The 2,706-nt window shown below is 32.5% G+C and carries 2 protein-coding genes and 1 pseudogene; all 3 read right to left on the bottom strand.

Translation table 11 applies throughout. From position 1 onward, the window contains the following. Positions 1–38 precede the first annotated feature (38 nt). Positions 39–1,250, bottom strand: coding sequence for an MFS transporter (locus ACFIO3_RS04405; protein WP_375606211.1), 1,212 nt, complete (start codon positions 1,248–1,250; stop codon positions 39–41). Positions 1,251–1,700: 450 nt separating this feature from the next. After that, positions 1,701–1,907: pseudogene (locus ACFIO3_RS04400) on the bottom strand (hypothetical protein); the annotation flags it as partial. 26 nt (positions 1,908–1,933) lie between these two features. Then, a complete protein-coding gene (locus ACFIO3_RS04395) occupies positions 1,934–2,146 on the bottom strand; it encodes a hypothetical protein (protein WP_375606210.1) in 213 nt (70 codons plus the stop codon). Positions 2,147–2,706 lie beyond the last annotated feature (560 nt).

The raw sequence follows: 2,706 nt of genomic DNA, 5'->3' as shown, positions 1-2,706 counted from the left end.
TTTATAAAATAGCGTATTTTACCACACTTAAAGCCAATTTATTGTTTTTCATGTTTATAAAACAGTACAATGAGAATTCCAACAAACGCAACAATGCTTTGAAAAAAATATATCGATTGAGGTGATATGCTACTGTTATCGCTTGCCATAATGAGATAGAATCCGAGGATCAAGCATCCAGAGATACCATTAAAACTTGCCTGCAATCTTCCTTGGTATTCAGGATCACAAGAGAGTTGTGATAAAGAAATCGAAAGAGCCCAACTCGAAAGTCCAAATCCAATCATAAAGTAAACAGGAAAAACAACAAAATTGTGTGTATTAACAGATAAAATAGCGAGGCCAATAGCCATAAAAGCTAATAAAATGGCTAATGTTTTCCTTATCGATAAAACTTTACAAAGAAGTGGTGAAAAAAACGCACCTGTCAATACGCCCATAGAATAAAGCACCTCAAATATTGCAAAGGTCCTGTTATCAGCATGTAAAACCTCTTGTATATAAGGAACGAGAATAACAGGAATGGTCATCAAAAGAGTCATAATAATCATCTGGCTTATATAAGGTACAAAAAGAGCCGGATTCTGTTTAAAATAATGAAGGGATGCTGTATAATTTTCCCACCAATTTTGCTGGTTTTGTTTTTTAGATCTTCGGTTTTTAGGTACCTTCATTACAAAATTAAATAAACCAGCAATGATAAAGAATATACCACCTATTAGAAGAGTTCCTTTTGTTCCTGCATAGGATAGTATAAATCCACTTAAGCCCATACCTACGATAGTGCCAAGTTCATAAACCATATCGATGGTTGCATTTGCATTGATGAGCTGTTCCTTCAGCACAATACTTTGAATTAGAGAAATAGCTGATGGCATATAAAAAGGGATAAAAATACCCAAAAGAGCAGATAAGACCATCAATTCAATTTTTATACCAAAATGCCAAAGCATTACCCAGCTTACGATTACCAAACCTCTCACAAGATTTGAAATAATAATCTGCGTTTTACGGTTATATTTATCTGCCAATATGCCAAAAATAGGCGCAAAAATAATGCCAGGCGTCCAAAGAAAAAGCATCATCAACGCTACACCACGGATTGAGCCCGTCTGATTGTAAGCGAGCCACGACAATGTAATATAATTTAGTCCACTTCCAAATGTAGCAAATAAGCCACTCAAAGTAAAATAGAGAAAAGTTCTATTTTCAAATAAAGCAATGCGTTCCTTCAAATTTGAAGTGAACATAAATTATCCTCTAAAATGAATCCCAGTCGATATGCATGATACATCCTGTTTAAAAACAGGCATTCTTACAATTTTCATTTTAGATCATTAAATTTAAGAAAGCAAAATTTCTTTTTTGAGGCTTTTACAATCTTTGTGCTGTTGTATGATTAATTCTTCTATGAAAACAGAACATTTATGGACAAAAACAAATTTAATATTTTATGTGCGTTTTATTCAGAAGCTACACCTTTATACATATGTGAAACAATTTTACGGTATGGAAGCTGCACTCACATCATTGCCCTTATTATTCCGTGCATTAAAATATGCTCGAGTATACTCCTCCATGTCGTTCTTCTATCATCACACTTTGGCTCTAAAAGAATAAACACACTATTATCCTCACGATAAATATTGATAACTTTTCTATTCCTCTTCTCTAAATCTTTTAAAACAAGCCCATTACAGTTAGCTTTCCAAATAAATTTTTTCAATAAAAGAGAGTTTTTCTTCGTATTTTAAGTTTAAACCATCCCTTTTCTGCAACCGTTCCAGTATAGTAATGGGCGGTAAATGAAGATAAAATGTAATATGAGGTCTTAGAATAGATTGATTTAATTTAAAGGCACTTTCAACAGAAAGCTCTCGAGCATAAAAATAAGCAAGACTAGAATAAACATATCGATCCTAATTAATAAATTTTACGATGACGTTAAGGAAGGTTCAATAATTTCAAGCGTATGTTTGCGTCTATCTGTCGCTGATAAGAGTGCTAAAAGCAACGGATCAATTGCTTTTCCATTATCTAAGTAATCTCTAATTTCTGGATTATTTCTATACCAATAACTGGGTTGAAAAGTTTGTATTATATGTTTTTCTGTTGAGTAATGGCGAGAAATTTCTTTGAAGACCACATGGAATTATAAACTTTTTTATCAAAATACATTTTGTCTATATACTTTCCATAAGTTAAATTGTTTTATGTCTGAAATCTCTTAATGTTTAATAAGGTGTTTTTTTACTCGTCTCTAAACAGAAAAACACAATACTCCCGCATTTTGTATAACTTATTAACTTTATGATAAATGGCGGTATATCGACTTAGTTTTAAGATAAGGTTATATTTTAGACAACTTAAAATGAGATTAAGTATTTGTAAAAAATATATTTTTTGATCACACTCCATAACCTGCCATTTTTTAACGAATTCTAGTAGAGTTTCCGAGGATTACTCCTATAGCGTCGTGTAAGTGTAGAGAAATGAGTTCGATCTCAGTATTTATTGTCCCTAAGAGCTGGTAGTAGATTCCGCTACATAGGAATCTAATGAAATCAACTCTATCTTTTCTCAAACCACTTCCCTCGCTATAAGCATTTGATATCCGATTCCGTTAAAAAGCAGCAGAGCAATTCTTGGAAAACATCGCTGAGATATTGAAATATGCCTAGCAAAAGCTTTTGAATCAAATGTTTC

The organism is Bartonella sp. AD328YNZD (assembly GCF_042196425.1).
This window is presented reverse-complemented; position numbering and strand designations above follow the sequence as displayed.

Excerpts from the sequence above, each read along its gene's own strand:
- ACFIO3_RS04405 (WP_375606211.1), bottom strand. The coding sequence starts at position 1,250 with ATGTTCACTTCAAATTTGAAGGAACGCATTGCTTTATTTGAAAATAGA.